The sequence below is a fragment of the Agrococcus sp. HG114 genome (assembly GCF_024723325.1).
Taxonomy (GTDB): domain Bacteria; phylum Actinomycetota; class Actinomycetes; order Actinomycetales; family Microbacteriaceae; genus Agrococcus.
The window spans coordinates 1-17,681 of record NZ_JANQCH010000040.1 but is presented as its reverse complement, the minus strand read 5'-3'; the positions used below and the strand labels follow the sequence as shown (position 1 = coordinate 17,681).

The following is a 17,681-nucleotide window of genomic DNA, read 5'->3' as shown; positions in this document are numbered from 1 at the left end:
CGTCGGTCGCGACCCCCGACTCGGGCGCGGCGGCGGCGATCGCGCGCGCGATGGGGTGCTCGCTCGCGCGCTCGACGGCCGCGGCGATGCGCAGCGCCTCGTCGGCGTCCTCGCCGTCGGCGGCGACGACGGCCTCGACGCGCATCCGCCCCTCGGTGACCGTGCCGGTCTTGTCGACGAGCATGGTCGTGATGCCGCGACTCGACTCGAGCACGCGCGCGTCGCGGATGAGCACGCCGAGCTCGGCGCCGCGGGTCGTGCCGACGAGCAGCGCCGTCGGGGTCGCGAGCCCGAGCGCGCACGGGCACGCGATGATGACCGTCGCGACCGCGGCGGTGAAGGCGGCGGCGACGTCGCCGGTGACGAGCAGCCAGCCGACGAGCGCGCCGAGCGCGAGCACGAGCACCGCGGGCACGAACCACTGCGAGACGCGGTCGGCGAGCCGCTGCACGTCGGCCTTGCCCTCCTGCGCGCGGCGTAGCAGCGACGCGACGCGCTCGAGCTCCGTGTCGGCCCCGACGCGGCGCGCCTCGACGACGAGCATGCCGTGGCCGTTGATCGTCGCGCCGACGACCTCGCTGCCGGGGCCCACCTCGACGGGCAGCGACTCGCCGGTCAGCAGCGACGCGTCGATCGCCGACGCGCCCTCGACGACCACGCCGTCGGCGGCGATCTTCTCGCCCGGCACGACGCGGAAGCGGTCGCCCACCGCGAGCTGCCCGACGGGGATGCGCTCGTCGCCGTCAACGGTGATGCGGGTGGCCTCCTTCGCGCCGAGCCTCGCGAGCGCGCGCATCGCCTGCTGGTTGGAGCGCTTCGCGCGCGACTCGATGAGCCGGCCGGCGAGCAGGAAGACGGTCACGAGCGCGGCGACCTCGAGGTAGAGCTCGTCGCCGTGGCCGCCGAACCAGCTCATCTCCATGCGCATGCCGATGTGGCCGGCGTCGCCGAACACGAGCGCCCACACCGACCAGAGCGTTGCCGCGATCACGCCGAGCGAGACGAGCGTGTCCATCGTCGCGGCGCCGTGCCGCAGGTTGATGGCGGCGGCGCGGTGGAACGGCCACGCGCCCCACGTCGCGACCGGCAGGGCGAGCGCGAGCGCGACCCACTGCCAGCCGGGGAACTGCAGCGCCGGGATCATCGACAGCAGCCCCACCGGCACGGCGAGGGCGGCGGATGCGACGAGGCGCGTGACGAGGCTCGTCCCGTGCTCGTCGCGCACGGCCTCGGGGGAGGGGAGCGCCGCCTGGTAACCGGTCTGCTCGACGGTGCGGATCGCGTCCTCGACGGTGACTCCCGCGGGGAGCGTGACGCGCGCGACTTCGGTCGCGTAGTTCACGCTCGCCTCGACGCCGGGCAGCTTGCCGAGCTTGCGCTCGATGCGGTTGGCGCACGACGCGCACGTCATGCCGCCGATCTCGAGGTCGACCACCTGGGCTTCAGCCATGCCGTCCACTATACCCCCCAGGGGTATGGGTGCGCACCTCTTCCCCGCCGATCGAGCAGCGCGGCCGCAGGCCGCACGTGTATCGAGATCCCTTCACGGCAAGAGCGCCGGCCCCTCGAAGGGAACCGGCGCTCTCACGACCAAGCACTCAGACGAGCGAGTACCCCGCCTCGCTCACCGCGGCACGGACATCCTCGACCCGCAGCGGCGCATCCGACGCCACGGTGACCTTCGAGCGGCCGCCGGGCACGAGCTGCACGTCGACGCCCTCGACGCCCGCGAGGCCCGAGATCTCCTCGGTGACCGACGAGACGCAGTGGCCGCAGGTCATGCCCTCGACCTCGAAGGACTGCGACGTCGCGGCCTCGGCCGACTGCTCGGGCACGGCGCAGCAGCCGCCGCCGCAGCAGCCGCCGGCCTGCGCCTCGGTCGCAGCGTCGTCGGGGGTGGACATGATCTCGATGTTCTGCACCATGGGATGCCTTCCTGGTTCGGGTGGACCTACGAGCGGACGAGGCGGGCGATCGCGGCGCTCGCCTCGGTGAGCTTCTCCTGCGCGACGGGGCCGCCGTGCTCGGCAGCCTCCGCGACGCAGTGCGCGAGGTGATCCTCGAGCAGCTGGAGCGCGACGGTCTCGAGCGCCTTCGTGGCGGCCGAGACCTGGGTGAGGATGTCGATGCAGTACGCGTCCTCGTCGACCATGCGCGCGACGCCGCGCACCTGCCCCTCGGCGCGCCGCAGTCGCTTGAGCAGCGCGTCCTTGTCGGCGGTGTAGCCGTGCGTCGTGTGGTCGGTCATGGTGAGACGACTATACCCCCGAGGGGTATCGCTGACAAGCGTCGGCGGGAGCTCAGGCGACCGCGTGCAGGTGCTTCGGCGTCGCCCAGCTCCGCCAGATCGCGGCGAGCAGCGACTCGAAGAGGGCGTCGCTCTGCCCGTCGGGGTAGAGACCCAGCAGCTCGAGGGTGATGAACCCGTGCACGCCGGCGAAGATCGTCTGCGTCACGACGGCGGGGTCGCCGTGCAGCACGCCCTCCTCCGCCGCGGCGGTGACTGCCTCGAGCAGCGGATCCGTCGTGCTCTCCCTCGCCTCGGCGATGGCGACGGATGCGTCACTGCGGCCGAACACGACCTGGAACATCGCGGCGTGCTGGCGTGCCCAGTCGCGCATCGCGCGGGCGAGGGCCGGGACGAGCTCGACGGCGCTGTCTGCTGTGACGGCCTGCTGCGCATCCACGAACGAGCGCGCCGCGCGCAGGGTGATCGCCTCGATCAGCTCGCCGCGCGAGCCGAACAGCGAGTAGACCGCAGACGTCGACGTGCCGACGGATGCCACGAGCGGCCGGAGCGAGAAGTCGGGTCCGTCGACCGCGAGCAGATCGGTGGCGGCTTCGAGCAGGCGCTGGCGCAGGTGCTCGTCGTGGAGGCGCGGTCGTCCCATAGCAGAACCATACGGTGTCGGGGCCGGGTGGGTCGCAAGGGGCTCGGACCGGCGGCGCGCCCGTCTTCGAGAGCGCCGCCGACCGCCGCGCCGACGGCCGCGCCTACCGCGCGGTGCCCGTGTAGATGTCGTCGATCATCGTGTCCGACACCGGCACGCCGACGAGCGTGCCGTTCGCGTGCACGCCCTCGAACTCGCCCCACGCATCCGCCACCGACCAGGTGCCCGTCGAGCCGAACTCCCCGAAGCGCGCGTTCAGCCGCACGTCGAAGCCGCCCTCGCCGCTGTCGCAGGTGAACTCCTTGATCCCGACGTAGACGCCGCCCCACCACGTGAAGTGCGTGCGGCTCGTGCCCTCGACCACCGTGCCGGTCTCGCAGCCCGGGATCGTCGACTCGAACTCGCTCACCTCTGATGTGAAGTCGGTGTGCACGACCACGTGCACCGGGAACCCCACAGGTGCAGCAGTCGCAGCCGCGCCTCCGCCGGCCACCATGAGGGTCCCGAGCGCCGCCGCGGCAGCGCCCGCCACCCATCGCCTGTTCATCTCTCTCGCCTCCCAAGGTCGAGCGCCGTCGCTCGACGGCCGGATGCTATGCCCGGCCGGAGGGGCCGTCCAGAGACGATCTGGGGCGGGGAGGGGTGGGGCGCGGCTCGCTCAGAAAGACGAATGCGCCCCTCGTTCGAGGGGCGCGGATCGACGGTCGAGCCGTGCGGTGCCCCCAGCAGGATTCGAACCTGCGGCCTTCTGCTCCGGAGGCAGACGCTCTATCCCCTGAGCTATGGGGGCCGGGCTGCGCGCGGCAGCGTCGTCCAATCTATCAGCCCGCGGCGCTACGCGGCGACGGCGCCCCAGGCGAGGCCGACTGCGGCGCCGACGAGCATGTAGGGCCCGAAGGCGAGATCCGACTTCAGGGATGCGCGGCGCAGCACGAGCAGGAGGATCGCGCCGAGCGTGAAGAGGAGGAAGCCCGCGGCGAGCCCGTAGAGCACGGCCTGCCAGCCGTACCACCCGAGCGCGAGGCCGAGCACCAGCGAGAGCTTCACGTCGCCGAGCCCGAAGCTCTGCGGCGCGAACCAGCCGAGCGCGAAGTAGACGACGCCGACGACGAGCATCGCGAGCAGCGCCGTGCCGAGGCGCGCCCAGTCGCCGGTGACGGCGGTGGCGAGCAGCAGCAGCGCCAGGACCGCGCCGGTGGTGGGCCACACGATCGCATCCGGCAGGCGGAAGACGGCGAGGTCGACGGGGATGAGCAGTGCGCTCCCGACAGCGAGTGCCGCGAGGGCGAGCGCGACCGCCCAGTGGTCGGCGATCGCGGCTGCGCCCGCGCCGCCGATCGCGCCGAGCGCGGCGGGGATCCATGCCCGCAGCCAGCGCGACTCGCTCTCGACGAGGCGCCGTGCCCACGGCGTCGCGGCCCACGCGATGGCACCGCACGCCACGGCGGCGAGCGCGATGAAGGGGATCGGCATGACGTCGAGCGCTCGCCGGTCAGTCGTCGCTGCTGAGGCCAGCCTCAAGATCGCGGAAGGCCTGCTCCATGAGGTCGGCGATGTTGTCGCCGCGACCCTTGGTGTTGACCCACACGCGGATGGCGGTCTTGTAGGCGGCCGTGGCCGCGCCGGCGACGAGCCGCGGGTGCGGGTCGGTCTCGGCGTCGAGGCCAGCGCGCGCGGCGACCGTCAGACGGATGGCGTCCTCGAGGTCGACGTACTGGGCGGCGCGATGGGGCTGGAGCGCGGGGTAGCGGTCGACGAGCTGCTCGCGCTGCTTCAGGGCCCGCACGTCCTCGCGGGGCATCCGTCGCATGGCGGCGACGAGCACCTCGCGCACCGAGGCGAGCGGGTTCTCGTCAGCGGGGCGCTCCTCGAGGCCGGCGAGCAGCGCGGCGGGGGAGTACGCCTCGGTGGCGACGACCGCCGCCTCCTTCGAGGGGAAGTAGTTCGAGACGGTGCGAGGAGAGACGAAGGCGCGCTCGGCGATCTGGTCGATCGTCACGTCGTCGAGTCCGCGCTCGAGCGTGAGGGCGAAGGCGGCGTCGGCGATGTTGCGTCGCGTGATGAGCTTCTTGCGCTCGCGCAGTCCGAGCTCGGGCTGGCCGTCGCCGGGGGTGGGGACCGAAGGGTGCGACATGAGGGGCCTCACTGTAGCGAGGTTCCGCAACGGCGTGATCGAAACATCGCTCAGGGGCGGTGTCTCCGTGGACTCGATCAAGGGGGCGGATCCGTTCATGCTCTGCCGGCACTCTCCGTGATGGTGGGGCCGACTGAACTGAGGCGGCGGGGTCAGTGTGCGCGCCCGGCTGGGTCCGCGTCAAGCCAATACTGCACGATCGGGAAAAATGCTGAGCAGGCAGACTCGTCTTGGGCGAATCTTGAGGGATCGCAATGTTGCGCATCGGGCAAGAGCTGTGAAACAGTCCTCTCGGTCGGCCACCACGGCCGGCTGCCACTCCAGCCCCCCGGATCCCCAGTCCGGACCTGTCTCGTAAGGAACCACTCATGCTCGCTTTCCTCATCGCGGCTCAGACCTTCGTGGCTGACCGCTTCGACAAGAAGAACGACCGCGGTGCGACCGCAGTCGAGTACGGCCTCATCGTCGCCGGCATCGCAGTCGCGATCGTGGTGATCGTCTTCACCCTCGGTGACGAGATCTTCGGCATGTTCAACCAGGTGACCACCCAGATCCAGACTCGCTAGTCGAATCGCTGAACCGCGCGGCGCCTGAGCGATCGGGCGCCGCGCGGTCGGTTGGTGGCGGCTGCGGATGGGAGGCGTCATGTCGGCAAAGCCACGCGACAGAGGTGCGGCGGCGGTGGAGTTCGCCCTCGTGCTGCCGCTGCTCGCTGTGATGACATTCGGCATCATCGCGTTCGGATATACCTTCCACATCCAGACGACGATCGACAACGCTGCGCGCGACGGCGTCCGGGTCTTCGCGCTCACGGACGGGCCAACCGCAGCTGCGGACGCGCGAGCAGCAACCAGGGCTGCTGCCGCGCCGACGCTGACGTTGACCGACGCTCAGATCGCGGTTGGGCCGGCCGGGTGCCCGAGCGGCCAGACTGCGCGTGTCACGGTGACCCTGAACAACTTCGAGCCGCTTGGCGGCTTCTTCGGAACGATCACGTTGACGGGAAGCGGGAGCATGCGATGCAACGGTTGACGACCGGAAAGAACGACCGCGGAGCCGTCGCAGTTTGGGTGGCGCTCCTCCTGATCCCATTCATGGGCGTTGCTGCCCTCGCGGTCGACATCGGAGCCGCGCACGCCGACCGACAGCGGCTGCAGATCGGGGCGGACGCCGCCGCGCTCGCAGTCGCACAGGATTGCGCGATGGGTGCATGCGGCGATGTCGATGCGACCGCTCAGGCGCTCGCCACGGCGAACGATCCGTTCGGCGGTCCCGCGACAGGCGACGTCACCGATCAGTCTGACCTGGCCGCGGGCTACGTTCACGTAGAGACGACTTCTGAGCGGGATTACTGGTTCGCTCCAGCGGTCGCCACGGCCATGGCAGACGTCGAACCGTTCGCAGAATCCGCAGCGACATGGGGACCTCCCAGCGGCGGTCGTTCCGCGATCCCCTTCGCCTTCGCGGCCTGCGAGATGTCAGGCTTCGGGATCCTCGAGCTGGACGCCGCAGGGGATCCGGTCGGGCTCAACGAGTCCGCCGTCGGCCAGCGCTTCAAGCTCGAGCAGTCGAAGGTCACGAATACTGCCGACTGCCCCACCAAGCCCCAGAGCGGCAACTGGGCGCCGGGCGGCTTCGGTTGGCTTGCTCCGGACGGCGAGGCAGGCGAGGAGCCGTGCAGCGTCCAGACGGAGATCGGCCAGCCCGTCGATTCTGCCAACGGCAATGCGCAGGGCAACCACGACAGCCCGTGCTATCTCGCACTGCGCAACGCGATCGATCGCGCAGATGCCGATCCATCAGCAGCCGCACTGCTTCCTGTGTTCCGATCGAACACCGCCGAATCCATCAACGATCCCAAGACATACCTCGTCGTGGGCTATGTCGCGGTCACGCTCGAGGGCTACCACTTCCAGGGGAACCGCTGCTACGGCGAGAGCGTCACCGGCGGAAGCGCTTGCGCCGCGTCGGCCGGAGGTAATGGCGGCTGGATCGTGATTGAGCCCCAGCGCTACATCGCGAACGATGAGGACTTCGAGACCAGCCCGACGGCGCCCGACCTGGGTTCCGCAGTCGTCACCTTGACTCTTCCCAGGGAGGGATGAACGTGATCCGCCGGCTCATCGTGGCTCTTGTCGCACTCTTGGTAGCCGCCATCGGAGGCGTCATGACCTATCTGTACGCGGCGGGCGCCGACGCGCGCGCCATGGCCGAGATGAACCCCACCCAGGTGCTGGTCGTCGCGGAGCCGATCGTCGCCGGAACTTCGGCTGAGGAACTCGCGCGCTCGGTCGTCGTGTCCGAGCTTCCCGCGCGCGCGGTAGTTCCCGATGCGGTCACTGACCTGGCGGATATCGCCGGACTGGTTGCAGACGCGGATCTCATCCCCGGCGAACAACTGCTCGCATCACGATTTGTCGCACCCGAAGCGGTCGCAGGCGACTTCGAAGTCCCGGCGAACATGCATCAGCTCTCCATTCAACTCGATCGTCAGCGAGTCATCGGCGGCGAGCTGCGTGCCGGGCAGACGGTAGGCATCTTCGTCTCGGGCACCGTGAAGGGCACGGGCCCGGACGGAGCTGCCGCGGAAGCCGACATGACCAGATTGCTATTGCACAAGGTGCTCGTCACCGCAGTGCATGGCGGTGCCTCGGTGACGACGGATGAGAACGGCGAAGAAGTCGAGGAGGGAGCCGGCGAGACCCTGATGGTCACGCTCGCACTCTCGCCACCAGATGCCGAGCTGGTCGTGTTCGGTCAGGAATTCGGCTCGATCTGGCTCTCGCTGGAAGGAGCTGAGGTGCCGCAGGACGGCACACGAGTCGTGACGCCGCAGGAGGTCTTCGGATGAGCAACGTGCTGCTCACCTCCGACTCGCGCGATATGCATGAGAAGGTGCTGGCTGCTTCGGACGGCGCCTGCATTGCTCTCGGCATCGGGAGCGAACTGCCCACAGAGCCCGCGGAGCTTGTCGCCCGGTCGGGTCAGCAGACGCTGCCCGATGTCGTCATACTTGACGCCACGGTCGACCCGGAGGGCGCGCTCGGATTGGCGTCCCGATTCGACCAGGAGCTGCCAGGCACTGGCGTCGTCTTGATCGGCGACCCACATGCACTGGCGATCCCGGCCCTCCGCGTCGGCGTGCGAGACGTCCTACCGCCCAGCACCGACGCCGCCGAGCTGCGGTCGACACTCCATCGCGTTCACGCGGCCGTGCAGCTGCGCCGCATGAGCGCCGGGGCCGCCGCGTCCCCGTTCGGAGCGCCCGTGCACGTTCCGGCGCGCGTGATCACGGTTCTCTCCCCGAAGGGCGGCGCGGGCAAGACGACTCTCGCATCGAACTTGGCCGTGGGACTGGCCCAGGCAGCACCCGGCTCGACGGTCCTGGTCGACCTCGATGTCCAGTTCGGTGACATCGCGACTGCCCTGGGCATCGAGCCGGAATTCACGCTCGAGGACGTCGTCCACGGAGCGGCACTTCGCGACCCGATCGCGCTCAAGACCCACCTGACGCTGCACGAGTCCGGTCTTGCGCTCGTCTGCGCCCCGGAGAATCCAGTCGCTGCTGACTCAGTGACCCCTGAGCAAGTGAGTGCCCTGCTCATGATGCTTGCCTCGCAGTTCCGCTACGTGGTGGTGGACACCGCTGCAGGGCTCGACCCTCGCACTCTGGCGGCTCTCGACCGGACGACGGATCCGGTTCTCATCACGACTTTCGATGTGACGGGCGCTCGAGGGCTCCGCAAAGAGGTCGACACGTTGCGGGAGCTCGGCATGCTCAATAGCGCACGCCACGTGGTCCTCAACTTCGCCGACCCGAAGGGCGGGCTCACCGTCTCGGATGTCGAGGCGACGATCCGCACTCGGGTCGACGCCACGTTGCCGATCTCGCGAGCCGTCACGACCTCGCTCAACACCGGAATACCGCTGCTGCTGCAGCGACCCAAGGATCCGGTAGCGAAGCAGGTCCGACAGCTGATCGCACACTTCCAGCAGCAGCTCACTCAGGCCCTGTCGTGACCTCGTTGAGCGAGCGACTGGCGGCCCATCGAGGTGGGGCGGTCGACGACGGAGCCGAATTGAGGGCATCGACACGGCGCGCTGCAAGGGTGGCATCGGGGGCGCAGCCGGCGGCGAGTTCGCCTCCCCCGACGGATCGCGACGTCGACCCGCCCCAAACGGTGGCGCAGGCGGATGCCGACAGCGACGGGCTCGCGCGCGTCAAGGAACGCGCAGCCGCGGCCCTCTACGCCCGCATCGGCACTCGACTCAACGACCCCAACTTGTCCGAGGAGCAGTTGCATCAGCTCGTGCGCGACGAGCTGCACCGCGTCGTCGAGGCCGAACAGGCCCCCCTGACGAGTGAGGAGCGGCAACGGCTCATCACCGAAGTTCGCGCCGACGTGCTCGGTCTCGGACCGCTCCAGAAGCTGCTGGATGACGTCGAGGTGACTGAGATCATGGTCAACGGTCCCGACCACGTCTATGTCGAGCGTGCTGGCAAGATCGCGCGTGTCCCGGTGCGGTTCACGTCCGAGCAGCACTTGCGCCAGATCATCGAGCGCATCGTCACACGCATCGGTCGGCGCATCGACGAATCTTCGCCGATGGTCGACGCTCGACTCGAAGACGGGTCTCGTGTAAACGCGATCATTCCGCCCTTGGCGTTCACCGGATCGACGCTTACCATCCGAAAGTTCTCCAAAGACCCGTTCAAGGTCGCAGATCTGATCAGATTCGGCACCCTGACCTCGCCGATGGCTCGCCTGCTCGAAGCCTGCGTGCACGGCAAGCTGAACATCATCGTGTCCGGAGGCACCGGCACTGGGAAGACCACCCTGCTGAACGTGCTCTCGTCCTTCATCCCCGACAGGGAACGGATCATCACGATCGAGGACGCTGTCGAGCTGCAGCTGCAGCAGGAGCACCTCGTCCGATTGGAGTCGAGGCCTCAGAACAGCGAAGGCAAGGGCGAGATCACGATCCGCGACCTCGTGCGGAACTCCCTCCGCATGCGCCCGGACCGCATCGTTGTCGGCGAGGTGCGTGGCGGAGAGACCCTCGACATGCTGCAGGCAATGAACACCGGCCACGACGGATCATTGTCAACCGTGCATGCCAACAGCCCCCGGGATGCCATCTCTCGCCTCGAGACGCTCGTGCTGATGGCAGGCATGGATCTACCGCTCCGGGCCATCAGGGAGCAGATTGCCTCCGCGGTAGATCTCATCGTGCAGCTCGATCGTCTGCGAGACGGGACGCGTCGCGTCGTAGCGGTCACGGAGGTCGTCGGCATGGAGGGTCAGGTCGTCACGCTGCAGGATGTCTTCGCCTTCGACTTCGCCGCCGGAACGGATGAGTCTGGCCGATTCCTCGGGGTGCCGCGCGCGACGGGCGTGCGCCCTAACTTCTCGGAACGGCTGGCCGACATGGGGATCCGACTGCCTGCGGACGCCTTCGAGGATCGACTGGTCCGATGACCTTCGAACTGCTCACCGCGTTGATCGTCGCGCTCGGCATCGCTGTAGCGGCAGTCGTCGCGCTCGACCCCGGGCGCGTGCGCTTGCCCCGCAGCAGGCGCCGCCCCCTCGAGCGCAGTGACGACGGCGTTCTGGCGGAGGCGGCGGAGGCCGCGACCACGCTGGTAGGTCGCCTGATCGGTCGCCGAGGACAGACGCTCGCGCACGCGCTTGACCTGGCTGGCCTCTCGATGAGACCGCAGGACTTCGCATTCCTCACCGCGGTTGCGGGGATCGTGGTGGGCGCACTTGTGCTCCTCCTCGGCGGCGGATGGCTGTCCTTGGTCTTCGCGGCCATCGCACCCGTTGCGGCGGTGATCGTCCTGCGACTTCGCACCGAGCGCCGTCGCAAGCACTTCGCTCTGCAGCTCGACAGCACGCTGCAACTCATGGCGTCGAACCTTCGCGCCGGCTACAGCACGATGCAAGCCTTGGCGTCGGTCACCCGCGACTCGGAGGAGCCGACCGCGACGGAGTTCGCCCGCGCGGTGAATGAAGCTCGGGTGGGTCGACCGGTCGTCACTTCGCTCGAAGTCGTGGCTGAGCGGATGCAGAGTGAAGACTTCGGCTGGGCGGTCCAGGCGATCGCGATCAACCGCGAGGTCGGAGGAAGTCTCGCTGAAGTGCTCGACGGCGTCGCCGCCACGATTCGGGAGCGCGGGCAGATCCGGCGACATGTCGCTGGACTCAGCGCCGAAGGACGACTCTCGGCAATGATCCTGATGTTCCTGCCGTTCGGTGTTGCGGGCCTCATGCTGCTCTCCAATCCGGGCTACCTGGCGCCGCTGCTGACGTCACCGATCGGGATTGGGATGGTCATCATGGGCGCGCTGTTGTTGCTCATCGGGGGGATCTGGATGAAGAAGACGGTCGAGGTGAAGTTCTGATGACCGTCGAGATGCTGCTGCCCGCGCTGCTCGTCGGTGTGTCCCTCGCAGCCGCAGCCTGGGCCATGGCGGTGTCGGTCAGCCCTGCTCGTGTGCGTAGCCTCGCCAACCTGCGCCGAGGCGACGCAGACGCCTCAGCGGCCGCGGCCGCCAGCGTGGCCAGTCGCGCTGAACTCGCGAGGCGATTGACGCCCCGGCCGATCATCGACCTGCTCGACCGCCAGCACGCGCGTGCGGGTCGGCCAGCCGACTGGACGGTCGACCGCCTCCTGGTCCTGAAGATGGTGCTGGTGCCCGCCGCGGTCTTCGTGGTGCTGCTGATGATCCTCGGCCGCGCAGAGCGGCCCCTGGTCTTGCTGATCGTCCTTGTCGCCGCGGTGAGCTACTTCTTGCCCGACCTGTTGCTCTACAACCGTGGCCTGACGCGTGATCAGCAAATGGAGCTCGAGCTCGCTGACACCCTCGACCAGATGACGATCGCGGTCGAGGCAGGTCTGGCCTTCGACGCAGCGATGGCAAGAGCGGCGAGCAACGGCAAGGGCGCGCTCGCGGAAGAGCTCACCCGCACCTTGCAGGACATGCGCATGGGCAAGCCTCGTCGAGAAGCGTTCGGGGATCTCGCAAGCCGCACTCGAGTCAGCGACCTGCGCCAGTTCGTCCGAGCAGTGATCCAGGCGGACGCGAACGGCATCTCGGTGGGTGATGTTCTTCGTACCCAGGCCGCCGAGATGCGGCTGAAGCGACGCCAACGAGCCGAGATGAAGGCTCAGCAGGTGCCCGTCAAGGTGCTGATGCCGCTCATCCTGTGCATCATGCCTGTGCTGTTCATCGTCATCATCGGACCCGCCATCCTGAGCATCATCGAGACGTTCAGCAGCATGTAGTGCAACCAGGCGTGTGGGAGGATCGTGGGCGATGCGCACCGCCCACGCCACCTTCTCGATGACGCTCTCGGGCGAGACCGACGCGACGCTCCTCGTCCTGCCCGCCGCGGCCTACGCATCCGACGACCGCATCTCGGTGACGGTTGATCAGGCGCCCGTCGAGTGGCGGATTCTGCCGGGCGCGCACGACACGCGGCAGCTCATGTTCACGGCGCCCCCGGGCCTGCTCGAGGTCGACGTGCAGACGACGATCACGGGGCTCGAGCGCGAGGTCGACGAGGGCGACCCGTCGCGGTACCTCGACGACTCGCGCTACGTCGAGGCGAGCGCGCTGCGCGGGTTCGTCGACGAGCGGTTCGGCCGCGCGACGGGGCACGAGCAGGTGCTCGCGATGCGCAACTGGATCGCCCGCGGCTTCAGCTACTCGCCGGCGCTGTCGGCGATCGACGACACCGCCGTCATGACGCTCGAGAAGTCCGGCGGCATGTGCCGCGACTACGCGCACGTGATGATCGCGCTCGCGCGGGCTGCGGGGATCCCTGCTCGCTACGTCGGCGTGTACGCGCCGGGGCTGCGGCCGCCGGACTTCCACGCGGTGGCCGAGGTGTTCCTCGGGGGGGAGTGGTTCGTCGTGGATGCGACGGGGCTCGCGCCGCGGGGGAGCCTCATCCGCATCGCGACCGGGGCGGATGCGCTCGAGACGGCGTGGGCGACCACGGCGCGGAACCCCGTGCGGCTCGAGTCGGTGCGGGTCGAGGCCGATGACGATGCGCTGGCGGCGGATGCCGTGGACGATCCGCGGGCTGTCGTCAAGATCAGCTGACCGGCCTCGATGCGCCGGCTTCGCCGGCTGCTCGGCCAGCGATGGAGGCGTCAGCCGACGTTCGCGATGACCTGGTCGAGCACCTGCTGCGCATCGCGCTCGGTCGCGAAGTACTGCGAGGCGACCGCGACGATCGTGCCGTCCACCGGTGTCGCCGCGACGCCCATGTCGCCGACCGTCTCGAACGCCGGCGCCGCGAAGCCGCTCGCGTCCTGCAGCACGCCCACGACGAGGCGGTCGCTGCCGGTGACGTGCTGGTATGCGCACACCGTGCCCCCCGCATCCGCCACGTCCTGGATCGCGCCGGGCAGCGAGCCCTCGTCGCTCGACGGGGCGAAGTTCGGGTTGAATTCGTAGAGCTGGTCGGCCGTGTAGACCTCCGAGCACGGCAGCTCGCCCGCGATCGGCGGCGTCGTCGGCAGCGCGGATCCCGTCGGTGCGGGCGTCGGCGTCGGCGTGTCGACCGGCGTGCTCGAGGGCGTCTCGCTCGGGGCCGCGGTCACCGAGCTCGAAGGTTCCGGCGACTCGCTCGGCGCGAACACACCCGGCTCGCAGCCCGTCAGCACGAGCCCCGCCGTCGCCGCCACGATGAGGGTCGGGAACAGGCGGCGGATGCGGTGCGTACGGGTCGGCATGCAGCCAGACTACGGTCGCGTGCGCGCGAGCCCGGACCGGCGCGCGGATACCATCGAGGGATGCAGCCTTCCTCGCTCTCCTCCGCCGTGCTCACCGCCGTCCAGGGCGCCGTGGGCCGACGAGCGGCCGAGGTCGAGGTGCGCGAGAGCGACATCGTGCTCGAGCGCCCCCGCAACCGCGAGCACGGCGACTGGGCGACGAACGCCGCGATGCGCTTCGCGAAGCGCGTCGGCGCGGCGCCGCGCGAGCTCGCCGACGAGGTCGCGGCCGAGCTCGCCGCGCTCGACGGGATCGCGAAGGCCGAGGTCGCCGGGCCCGGCTTCATCAACCTCACGCTCGCGGCCGGCGCCGCAGGCGAGCTCGCCCGCACGATCGTCGAGGCCGGCGACGCCTACGGCAGCGGCACGACGCTCGACGGGGTGAAGATCAACCTCGAGTTCGTCTCGGCGAACCCGACCGGGCCCATCCACATGGGCGGCACCCGGTGGGCCGCGGTCGGCGACAGCCTGGGCCGCGTGCTCGAGCGGCAGGGCGCGCTCGTCACGCGCGAGTACTACTTCAACGACCACGGCGCGCAGATCGACCGCTTCGCGCGCAGCCTCGTCGCCGCGTTCAAGGGCGAGCCGACCCCCGAGGACGGCTACGGCGGCGCCTACATCGCCGAGATCGCCCGCCGCGTCGACGACGGCTACGACGGCGACCTGCTCGACCTCGACGACGACGCGCTGCAGGAGACGTTCCGCGCGCGCGGCGTCGCGCTCATGTTCGAGGAGATCAAGCGCGACCTGCACGAGTTCGGCGTCGACTTCGACGTCTACTTCCACGAGCACCAGGTGCAGTCCGACGGCTCGGTGCAGCGCGCGATCGACGTGCTGCGCGAGCGCGGCCACGTGTTCGAGGAGGATGGCGCGCTCTGGCTGCGCACCACGACGTTCGGCGACGACCGCGATCGCGTGATCGTGCGCTCGAACGGCGCGCCCGCCTACTTCTCGGGCGACCTCGGCTACTACCAGAACAAGCGCGAGCGCGGCTTCGAGCAGAACATCATCATGCTCGGCGCCGACCACCACGGCTACGTCGGCCGCATGATGGCGATGTGCGCGGCGTTCGGCGACACCCCGCACCAGCACCTCGAGATCCTCATCGGCCAGATGGTCAACCTCATGCGCGAGGGCCAGCCGGTGCGCATGTCGAAGCGCGCGGGCACCATCGTGACGATGGAGGACCTGGTGGATGCGGTGGGCGTCGACGCGGCGCGGTACGCGCTCGTGCGGTCGAGCGCCGACACCCCGCTCGACATCGACCTCGAGCTGCTGACCCAGCGCACGAACGACAACCCGGTGTACTACGTGCAGTACGCGCACGCCCGCATGTCGGCGGTCGCGCGCAACGCGGTCGCCGCAGGGGTGGACCGCTCGGAGTTCGACCCGACGCTGCTGTCGCACCCGACCGAGGCGGCGCTGCTCGGCGCGCTCGCCGACTTCCCGCGCGTGCTCGCGCAAGCGGCGGAGCTGCGGGAGCCGCACCGCGTCGCCCGCTTCGCCGAGGAGCTCGCGGGCCTCTACCACCGCTGGTACGACGCGACGCGCGTCGCCCCGCAGGGCGACGAGGAGGTCACCGCGCTGCACCGAACGCGCCTGTGGCTCAACGACGCGGCCGGGCAGGTGCTGCGCACCGCGCTCACGACGGTCGGGGTGTCGGCGCCCGAGCGGATGTAGCTGCTCGACCGGTCTCGATGCGGCCCTGCGGGCGCGCCCGACCGACCGGGGGAGAGCGGCTCAGCCGATCGAGGCGAGCTCGAGGCTCAGCGCCTCGGCGACGCCCGCGTTCGTGACGCGGCCGGCGTGCACGTTGACGCCCCGCGCGAGCGCCGCATCCTGTGCTGCCGCCTGCTCCCAGCCCAGGTCGGCGATGCGCAGCACGTACGGCAGCGTCGCGTTCGTGAGCGCGCGCGTCGACGTCTCGGGCACGGCGCCCGGCATGTTGCCCACGCAGTAGTAGAGGGCGTCGTGCACGGCGAACGTCGGGTCGTCGTGCGTCGTCGGGCGCGATCCCTCGAAGCAGCCGCCCTGGTCGATCGCGATGTCGACGAGCACCGAGCCGGCGCGCATCCGCGACACCATGTCGTCGGTCACGAGCTTCGGCGCGGCCGCGCCGGGCACGAGCACCGAGCCGATGACGAGGTCGGCGTCGGCGACCTGCTCGGCGATCTCGAGCCGCGACGAGTGCCGCGTCTGGATCTCGGTGCCGAAGAGCGCCTCGAGCTGGCGCAGCCGCGGCAGCGAGAGGTCGATCACGGTCACGTCGGCGCCGAGGCCGACGGCGTTCCGCGCCGCGTGCTCGCCCGCGACGCCGCCGCCGATGATGACGACCTTCGCGCGCCTGGTGCCGGGCACGCCGCCGAGCAGGATCCCGCGGCCGCCCGCAGGGCCCATGAGGTGGGCCGCGCCCACCGCGATCGAGAGCCGACCCGCGACCTCGCTCATCGGGGCGAGCAACGGCAGGGAGCGGTCGTCGAGCTGCACCGTCTCGTAGGCGATCGCGGTCGTGCCCGCGTCGATCAGGGCACGCGCGCACTCCTGGGCAGCCGCGAGGTGGAGATAGGTGAAGAGCACCTGGCCGTCGCGCATGCGCGCGAACTCCGGCTGGATCGGCTCCTTGACCTTCAGCAGCAGGTCGCCCTTCTCCCACGTCTCGTCGGCGTCGGCCGCGATGCGCGCGCCGGCCGCGGCGTAGTCGTCGTCGGCGATGCGCGAGCCCAGCCCCGCCCCGGTCTCGACCCACACCTCGTGGCCCCGCTGCACGAGCGCATCCACCCCCGCGGGCGTGATGGCGACCCGCTGCTCGTGCTGCTTGATCTCCTTGGGGATGCCGATGCGCATGGTGACTCCTTCGTCGTTCCGACTGAGTATCGGAGGAAGGCGGCGCTCGCGCGACCGCAGCCGAAGATCTCGATGCCGATCCTGCGATACTGCTCGAGAGCTTCGGCCCAGCGCACCGCAGCGCGGGGGAGCGCAGAAGGAGTTGCAGCCGATGGAGGCCCTCGACGACATCGACGAGCGCATCGTCGACGCGCTCCGCACCGACGCGCGCGCGACCAACCGCCAGCTCGCGCGCACGACCGGACTCGCCGAGTCCACCGTCCACGGGCGGGTGCGCCGCCTCGAGGAGCGCGGGATCATCGCCGGCTACGAGGCGGTCGTGCGGCAGGAGCGGCTCGGCCGCGGCCTGCAGGCGCTCATCGGCGTCGTGCTGCGCCCGGGCGCCCGGCAGACGAGCATCACCGAGTTCTCCGAGCGCATGCGCGCCCTGCCCGAGGTGAACCAGCTGTTCTTCCTCGGCGGCACCGACGACTTCATCCTGCACGTCGCCGTCGAGGACTCGTCGGCGCTGCGTCGCTTCGTCGTCGACCACCTCTCGGCGAGCCCGGCCGTCGCATCCACCCGCACGAGCATCGTCTTCGCCTACAGCCGCACCGTCGCGGCGGCCTCGTTCTCGTGACGCGCGCTCAGCGCCTCCGCTGCACGGCGGGCCGGTAGGCCGACACGCTCGGCTCGCCCGGGATCCAGAAGCGCCACGGGTAGGCGGATGCGTCACCACCGGGCCCGCTGACCCCGACCCGGGGGCCGGTGCGGTGCGGCGGGGGCACCTCGGCCGGCTCGAACGACCACGTGGCCGTCTCGATGCCGTCCGCCGCGGTGACCCCGTCGCCGAGCTCCGCCGCCTCGCCGAGGAGCGCCCCGTCGTCGGCGAGGGGGCCGACGCCCGAGTCGTCCGACGAGCCGCCGAACGACGACGCACCCGAGGGCACGTCGTTCGAGTGCAGCTCAGCGTCGCGGGCCGCGGCGACCTGCGCCTTGTGCGCCTCCCAGCGCGCCTGCGCGGCGGCGTACTCGGCCTCCCAGGC

20 protein-coding genes, 1 tRNA gene and 1 pseudogene are annotated in these 17,681 nt (G+C 70.1%); 11 read left to right on the top strand and 11 right to left on the bottom strand.

What is annotated here, in order from left to right:
* The 8 genes from NWP09_RS06040 to NWP09_RS06005 all read right to left on the bottom strand — a co-directional run.
* A partial coding sequence (locus NWP09_RS06040; protein WP_258274634.1) for a cation-translocating P-type ATPase occupies positions 1-1,450 on the bottom strand: 1,450 nt, incomplete at its 3' end.
* Positions 1,451-1,598: 148 nt separating this feature from the next.
* Positions 1,599-1,925, bottom strand: coding sequence for a heavy-metal-associated domain-containing protein (locus NWP09_RS06035; protein WP_258274633.1), 327 nt, complete (start codon positions 1,923-1,925; stop codon positions 1,599-1,601).
* Between the two features lie 26 nt (positions 1,926-1,951).
* Positions 1,952-2,248: a metal-sensitive transcriptional regulator gene (locus NWP09_RS06030; RefSeq protein ID WP_258274632.1), complete on the bottom strand. Its 297-nt coding sequence runs from the start codon at positions 2,246-2,248 to the stop codon at positions 1,952-1,954.
* Between the two features lie 52 nt (positions 2,249-2,300).
* Positions 2,301-2,891, bottom strand: coding sequence for a TetR/AcrR family transcriptional regulator (locus NWP09_RS06025; protein ID WP_258274631.1), 591 nt, complete (start codon positions 2,889-2,891; stop codon positions 2,301-2,303).
* Between the two features lie 103 nt (positions 2,892-2,994).
* A complete protein-coding gene (locus NWP09_RS06020) occupies positions 2,995-3,438 on the bottom strand; it encodes a hypothetical protein (protein WP_258274630.1) in 444 nt (147 codons plus the stop codon).
* Positions 3,439-3,608: 170 nt separating this feature from the next.
* Positions 3,609-3,681 (bottom strand) — tRNA-Arg (locus NWP09_RS06015).
* A gap of 44 nt (positions 3,682-3,725) precedes the next feature.
* The gene (locus tag NWP09_RS06010) at positions 3,726-4,364 is read right to left on the bottom strand and encodes a prepilin peptidase (protein ID WP_258274629.1); all 639 of its coding nucleotides are present in this window, start codon (positions 4,362-4,364) and stop codon (positions 3,726-3,728) included.
* A gap of 19 nt (positions 4,365-4,383) precedes the next feature.
* Positions 4,384-5,025, bottom strand: a complete 642-nt coding sequence (locus NWP09_RS06005; RefSeq protein WP_258274628.1) for a TetR family transcriptional regulator — start codon at positions 5,023-5,025, stop codon at positions 4,384-4,386.
* Between the two features lie 368 nt (positions 5,026-5,393).
* Between NWP09_RS06005 and NWP09_RS06000 the strand changes: the two genes are divergently transcribed.
* The 9 genes from NWP09_RS06000 (at position 5,394) to NWP09_RS05960 (ending at position 13,138) form a co-directional block, all read left to right on the top strand.
* Entirely contained in the window at positions 5,394-5,591 is a 198-nt protein-coding gene (locus NWP09_RS06000) for a Flp family type IVb pilin (RefSeq protein WP_258274627.1), read from the top strand.
* A gap of 115 nt (positions 5,592-5,706) precedes the next feature.
* On the top strand, positions 5,707-6,057 hold the full coding sequence (locus NWP09_RS05995) for a TadE family protein (RefSeq protein ID WP_258274626.1): 351 nt from the start codon (positions 5,707-5,709) through the stop codon (positions 6,055-6,057).
* Complete coding sequence (locus tag NWP09_RS05990; RefSeq protein WP_258274625.1) at positions 6,045-7,130, top strand: pilus assembly protein TadG-related protein; 1,086 nt, start codon at positions 6,045-6,047, stop codon at positions 7,128-7,130. Before NWP09_RS05995 ends, NWP09_RS05990 begins: the two co-directional genes overlap by 13 nt.
* Positions 7,127-7,876, top strand: a complete 750-nt coding sequence (gene cpaB / locus NWP09_RS05985; RefSeq protein WP_258274624.1) for a Flp pilus assembly protein CpaB — start codon at positions 7,127-7,129, stop codon at positions 7,874-7,876. Before NWP09_RS05990 ends, cpaB begins: the two co-directional genes overlap by 4 nt.
* The gene (locus NWP09_RS05980; RefSeq protein WP_258274623.1) at positions 7,873-9,045 is read left to right on the top strand and encodes an AAA family ATPase; all 1,173 of its coding nucleotides are present in this window, start codon (positions 7,873-7,875) and stop codon (positions 9,043-9,045) included. Before cpaB ends, NWP09_RS05980 begins: the two co-directional genes overlap by 4 nt.
* Positions 9,046-9,050: 5 nt before the next feature.
* A complete protein-coding gene (locus NWP09_RS05975; RefSeq protein ID WP_258274622.1) occupies positions 9,051-10,505 on the top strand; it encodes a CpaF family protein in 1,455 nt (484 codons plus the stop codon).
* Positions 10,502-11,431 (top strand): type II secretion system F family protein, encoded by a 930-nt coding sequence (locus tag NWP09_RS05970; RefSeq protein WP_258274621.1) that lies wholly within the window; start codon positions 10,502-10,504, stop codon positions 11,429-11,431. The genes NWP09_RS05975 and NWP09_RS05970 overlap by 4 nt, the downstream gene beginning before the upstream one ends.
* Positions 11,431-12,315: a type II secretion system F family protein gene (locus NWP09_RS05965; RefSeq protein WP_258274620.1), complete on the top strand. Its 885-nt coding sequence runs from the start codon at positions 11,431-11,433 to the stop codon at positions 12,313-12,315. Before NWP09_RS05970 ends, NWP09_RS05965 begins: the two co-directional genes overlap by 1 nt.
* 31 nt (positions 12,316-12,346) lie before the next feature.
* A complete protein-coding gene (locus NWP09_RS05960) occupies positions 12,347-13,138 on the top strand; it encodes a transglutaminase family protein (RefSeq protein ID WP_258274619.1) in 792 nt (263 codons plus the stop codon).
* A gap of 50 nt (positions 13,139-13,188) precedes the next feature.
* Here the strand turns inward: NWP09_RS05960 and NWP09_RS05955 are convergent, their stop codons facing one another.
* Complete coding sequence (locus NWP09_RS05955) at positions 13,189-13,773, bottom strand: hypothetical protein (RefSeq protein WP_258274618.1); 585 nt, start codon at positions 13,771-13,773, stop codon at positions 13,189-13,191.
* A 60-nt stretch (positions 13,774-13,833) separates the two neighbouring features.
* Between NWP09_RS05955 and argS the strand changes: the two genes are divergently transcribed.
* Entirely contained in the window at positions 13,834-15,492 is a 1,659-nt protein-coding gene (gene argS, locus NWP09_RS05950) for an arginine--tRNA ligase (protein ID WP_258274617.1), read from the top strand.
* Between the two features lie 60 nt (positions 15,493-15,552).
* Here argS and ald read toward each other — a convergent pair whose 3' ends face one another.
* Positions 15,553-16,656: an alanine dehydrogenase gene (ald, locus tag NWP09_RS05945; RefSeq protein ID WP_258274616.1), complete on the bottom strand. Its 1,104-nt coding sequence runs from the start codon at positions 16,654-16,656 to the stop codon at positions 15,553-15,555.
* Positions 16,657-16,807: 151 nt separating this feature from the next.
* Between ald and NWP09_RS05940 the strand changes: the two genes are divergently transcribed.
* A complete protein-coding gene (locus NWP09_RS05940; RefSeq protein WP_258274615.1) occupies positions 16,808-17,275 on the top strand; it encodes an Lrp/AsnC family transcriptional regulator in 468 nt (155 codons plus the stop codon).
* Between the two features lie 7 nt (positions 17,276-17,282).
* Here NWP09_RS05940 and NWP09_RS05935 read toward each other — a convergent pair.
* Positions 17,283-17,681 (bottom strand): annotated as a pseudogene (locus NWP09_RS05935) (hypothetical protein); the annotation flags it as partial.

Bases quoted from the DNA above. Each gene is read 5' to 3' on its own strand.
- NWP09_RS05965 (WP_258274620.1), top strand. From the start codon at position 11,431: ATGACCGTCGAGATGCTGCTGCCCGCGCTGCTCGTCGGTGTGTCCCTC.
- NWP09_RS05980 (WP_258274623.1), top strand. From the start codon at position 7,873: ATGAGCAACGTGCTGCTCACCTCCGACTCGCGCGATATGCATGAGAAG.
- NWP09_RS05955 (WP_258274618.1), bottom strand. From the start codon at position 13,773: ATGCCGACCCGTACGCACCGCATCCGCCGCCTGTTCCCGACCCTCATC.
- argS (WP_258274617.1), top strand. From the start codon at position 13,834: ATGCAGCCTTCCTCGCTCTCCTCCGCCGTGCTCACCGCCGTCCAGGGC.
- NWP09_RS05970 (WP_258274621.1), top strand. From the start codon at position 10,502: ATGACCTTCGAACTGCTCACCGCGTTGATCGTCGCGCTCGGCATCGCT.
- NWP09_RS06000 (WP_258274627.1), top strand. From the start codon at position 5,394: ATGCTCGCTTTCCTCATCGCGGCTCAGACCTTCGTGGCTGACCGCTTC.
- NWP09_RS06035 (WP_258274633.1), bottom strand. From the start codon at position 1,925: ATGGTGCAGAACATCGAGATCATGTCCACCCCCGACGACGCTGCGACC.
- NWP09_RS06010 (WP_258274629.1), bottom strand. From the start codon at position 4,364: ATGCCGATCCCCTTCATCGCGCTCGCCGCCGTGGCGTGCGGTGCCATC.
- NWP09_RS05990 (WP_258274625.1), top strand. From the start codon at position 6,045: ATGCAACGGTTGACGACCGGAAAGAACGACCGCGGAGCCGTCGCAGTT.
- cpaB (WP_258274624.1), top strand. From the start codon at position 7,127: ATGAACGTGATCCGCCGGCTCATCGTGGCTCTTGTCGCACTCTTGGTA.
- NWP09_RS06025 (WP_258274631.1), bottom strand. From the start codon at position 2,891: ATGGGACGACCGCGCCTCCACGACGAGCACCTGCGCCAGCGCCTGCTC.
- NWP09_RS05960 (WP_258274619.1), top strand. From the start codon at position 12,347: ATGCGCACCGCCCACGCCACCTTCTCGATGACGCTCTCGGGCGAGACC.
- NWP09_RS06030 (WP_258274632.1), bottom strand. From the start codon at position 2,248: ATGACCGACCACACGACGCACGGCTACACCGCCGACAAGGACGCGCTG.
- ald (WP_258274616.1), bottom strand. From the start codon at position 16,656: ATGCGCATCGGCATCCCCAAGGAGATCAAGCAGCACGAGCAGCGGGTC.
- NWP09_RS06005 (WP_258274628.1), bottom strand. From the start codon at position 5,025: ATGTCGCACCCTTCGGTCCCCACCCCCGGCGACGGCCAGCCCGAGCTC.
- NWP09_RS05940 (WP_258274615.1), top strand. From the start codon at position 16,808: ATGGAGGCCCTCGACGACATCGACGAGCGCATCGTCGACGCGCTCCGC.
- NWP09_RS06020 (WP_258274630.1), bottom strand. From the start codon at position 3,438: ATGAACAGGCGATGGGTGGCGGGCGCTGCCGCGGCGGCGCTCGGGACC.